General features: G+C 39.4%; 3 protein-coding genes and 1 tRNA gene. 2 read left to right on the top strand and 2 right to left on the bottom strand.

The genetic code is table 11. The annotated features are described in order from the left end of the window. Positions 1-163: 163 nt before the first annotated feature. Complete coding sequence (locus BP621_RS10610; RefSeq protein ID WP_292389736.1) at positions 164-544, bottom strand: TIGR00304 family membrane protein; 381 nt, start codon at positions 542-544, stop codon at positions 164-166. Further along, positions 526-771: a TIGR00304 family membrane protein gene (locus tag BP621_RS10605; RefSeq protein WP_292389734.1), complete on the bottom strand. Its 246-nt coding sequence runs from the start codon at positions 769-771 to the stop codon at positions 526-528. The genes BP621_RS10610 and BP621_RS10605 overlap by 19 nt, the downstream gene beginning before the upstream one ends. A gap of 1,162 nt (positions 772-1,933) precedes the next feature. Between BP621_RS10605 and BP621_RS10600 the strand changes: the two genes are divergently transcribed. Continuing rightward, a complete protein-coding gene (locus tag BP621_RS10600; protein WP_292389731.1) occupies positions 1,934-3,175 on the top strand; it encodes a proteasome-activating nucleotidase in 1,242 nt (413 codons plus the stop codon). Positions 3,176-3,436: 261 nt separating this feature from the next. Next, a tRNA-Glu gene (locus BP621_RS10595) sits at positions 3,437-3,511 on the top strand.

Here is a 3,511-nt window from a genome sequence, read left to right as displayed (position 1 = left end):
ATCAACCGGCGCAACGGTTGCGCTCAAGACGGCTGATTTATAATGCAGAACCGAGAGACTATAATACAGGCTGGTTTATTAGTGGAGAATTACTGAAAATGAACATTTCAGGCAGATTCAAAATAGTTTTTCTGGAAATCGGCAAGAAAGACGGAAATGGGATTTAGAAGAAGGAGGTTCTGAGGATCAACAGGCTAAGAAGCATGAGTACTATTGCGAGGATTGCGGCGGTTTTTGCACTTTCTTTGTCGCTTCCGAAAATGATTGGGATCGGGCCGATCATGATCACTCCTCCGGTTTTGATTTCGGATTCGACTTTTCTTTCTGAGGGCTTTTCATGGAGAGAGCTCTCAGAGTTTGAAGTACTCTCAAAAAATGAGTCTTTCCTGTGTGCGTCTGTCCTGTTTGAGTAGCTTTGCATTGATCTGGATTCCTGGTACAGGCTTAGAGCTATACCTACCATAATTAGCAGAAATCCTATGAGTATTGTGAAAAATCCAATCGAAAAAAACATGCTTCCATCAATCAATGTTTCATTTTCCATAGAAATAGATAGAGAATTGATACTATTAATCCAAGTCCCAGCATATTTGTTGTTATTTCAGGAGAGGAGCCAAAAACTATTGGAATTGGGCCGATCATTATCAGGCCGCCCATCTGGCTGTTTGCAGGATGCTGTATAATGGTAAGAATTATACCAACTAATAATATAATAAAACCAACAAATGTGATTGTTGCGCCTACTCTTAGAAAATCCTGAGGCGTATGCATGTGGAATGATATCATGCTTTTATTATTAAATCTATCTTTCTAACTTTTTGATTCTGTAGCTTGTTCCGTCATTTTCCGATTTAGTTAAGTAAATTTTATATCTAGTACTATGATTCCGAAGTAAGTTCATAAAACTTGATTTTTGAACCTATTTCCCGATTATAAATTTCCCAGTAAACAGTGAATTTATTTTGGAATCGAAGCACTAGTGCCTGATCCCCTATTGTAAATAAAAGAATAAATTGACGATTGATTTGACAAGTAATGATAGCTTTTTAAAGGTTTACAAAAGGATACAATTTTCCGGCAATTTTTTCTTCCAAGTCGGGGAAAGGATTATATTCTTTGTCCTTCTCGGTCAGGATTAGAACCAGTTAAATAGCTAAATTAAATAGCTAAATTAAAAAGATAAATAAAAGAATTGAAGAGCTATATTAAAAAGCTAGATTAAAAATTTGAGTTTAAAACCCAGTTCCTTTTTCTATATCTTCTATCTAAACACTTCTAAAGTAATCATATTAAGTTTTCATAATTCAACGACATGTATAATATAGAAAAAGGGAATATGATAACTGAACGGAATATAAATTTCAACAAATCTCAAGCGAGTGTCCGAAAGCAATTTAATCAAAGAATTGAATAGATTTTTAATCGGGATATTAAACAGGCAGTAGGGATATTAACATAGTCTCAGGTGTTACAAGAACTTATATATATCCTTTTTATATTTATATATATATTTAATTCCAACATCTTTACATATACTGTGAAAAGTAAGAGTGCCTTTTAAATGTCATTTTAACCTTTGATCTTTGTAAGTCATACTACAAAGGGGGATTTTATGAAGAGGATTCTTAGTTTTCCCGTTTCTCAGGCTTTACTTCTTGCTTTACTTCTTGTAAAAGCCAGGAAAAAATGTGACTCTCCTGAGATAAACTATATAGGTGAATAGCCTCTCCAAAAAATAACGCTTAAAGCTTAGCTGGGTAACTGGACTGGGTAACTAGTCATAGCCAGTTAACTGGTTACGGACCTGCATTATAGATCCAGCAGGCCAGTTTGCCTTCAAATAAACTTATTAACAAATCAATAACTCCTGAGTTAACTAATCTTTAGATCAAGCATAAATTCAATTTCATGCAATAAAAAAGGTGGTTTTCAAGTGTCAGAAGACAGTGCGATAAGATCTTCTCTGGAAGATATCAAAACAAGGGTAGAGTTCCAGCTTGAGAGCGGGAAGATCAATGCTGAAGATGTGAAATCTCTCTTAACCGAAATAGAAATTATGAGGGTCCAGAACGAGAACATGAAGGCCCGGCTCCTTGAAGCAAGTGTGGCAACAGGCCGGCACCTTCAGGAAATCAACAAATTGAAAGCTCATCTGGAACAGCTTACCGAGCCTCCTCTCTTTATTGCAACCATTCTTGAGGTAAATGGGGAAATTGCACTTATAAGGCAGCATGGAAATAACCAGGAGGTTCTTACCCAGATTCCTGAAGAGTGCATTGGAAAGATTGAGCCTGGCATGAGAGTTGCAGTAAATGGGGCATACTCAATTATTTCAGTAGTTAGCAGGGCAGCCGATGTGCGGGCTCAGGTGATGGAACTCATTAATTCTCCTGGGGTAGACTACAGCATGATTGGTGGGCTGGACAATGTGCTTCAGGAAGTTCGGGAAAGCGTTGAACTACCACTTACTGAGCCTGAACTTTTCGAGGACATCGGAATTGAACCCCCTTCAGGTGTCCTGCTCCATGGGGCTCCCGGTACGGGAAAGACGCTTATTGCAAAAGCTATAGCTTCTCATGCAAAAGCAACATTTATCCGAATGTCGGGATCTGACCTTGTCCAGAAATTCGTAGGTGAAGGCTCAAGGCTTGTCAAAGATATTTTCCAGCTTGCGCGGGATAAGTCACCAAGCATTCTCTTTATAGATGAGATCGATGCTGTCGGCAGCATGAGAACCTATGATGGAACCAGCGGCTCGGCCGAGGTCAATAGGACTATGCTTCAGCTCCTTGCGGAGATGGACGGTTTTGATCCTAAAGGCAATGTAAAGATCGTTGCTGCAACCAACAGGATTGACCTGCTTGATCCTGCTCTCCTAAGGCCTGGCAGGTTTGATAGGTCTATTGAAGTTCCACTCCCTGATGAGAAAGGAAGAGCTGAAATTCTTAAAATTCACACCCGCAAGATGAACCTTGCAGATGATGTGGATTTCGAGAAACTCGCAAAAGTTACGACAGGTATGAGCGGGGCAGAAATCAGCGTTATCGTCAAGGAAGCCGGAATTTTTGTGCTGCGCAGGCGCGGTAAACAGATCACTATGGCAGACTTCCTTAAAGCGCACGAAAAGGTTGTAAATACTGAAGAACCTTCAATTCCCCAGGCTATGTTCGTATAAAGCTGTCAGGACAGCCAAATCGACATCTATAGCATACATACCGACAGCCAAAACCTGAGAAGCTGGAATCGGATTATCCTTCAAATTTAAGTCAAATTTAAGGAAAGCTTCCTGGAATATTTTCTTAAGCTTGCCGGATGGGATAATACCGTTCCGGCAGTTCCTCTATTTTTTTAAAACTCATACGAAAGGTTTATATTTTATAAATTACTTGAAGATATGCTGCCTGAGAGGCAAAGCATAATAATAAGATAACAAGCTGCTCCGATAGTGTAGCTCGGCCAATCATTCAGGACTCTCACTCCTGCGACTGGGGTTCGAATCCCCATCGGAGCA

The organism is Methanosarcina sp. UBA5, from assembly GCF_002505485.1.
Lineage (GTDB): Archaea > Halobacteriota > Methanosarcinia > Methanosarcinales > Methanosarcinaceae > Methanosarcina.
This window is presented reverse-complemented; position numbering and strand designations above follow the sequence as displayed.

Coding starts and splice junctions, on each gene's coding strand:
- BP621_RS10610 (WP_292389736.1), bottom strand. CDS start 544: ATGGAAAATGAAACATTGATTGATGGAAGCATGTTTTTTTCGATTGGA.
- BP621_RS10605 (WP_292389734.1), bottom strand. CDS start 771: ATGCATACGCCTCAGGATTTTCTAAGAGTAGGCGCAACAATCACATTT.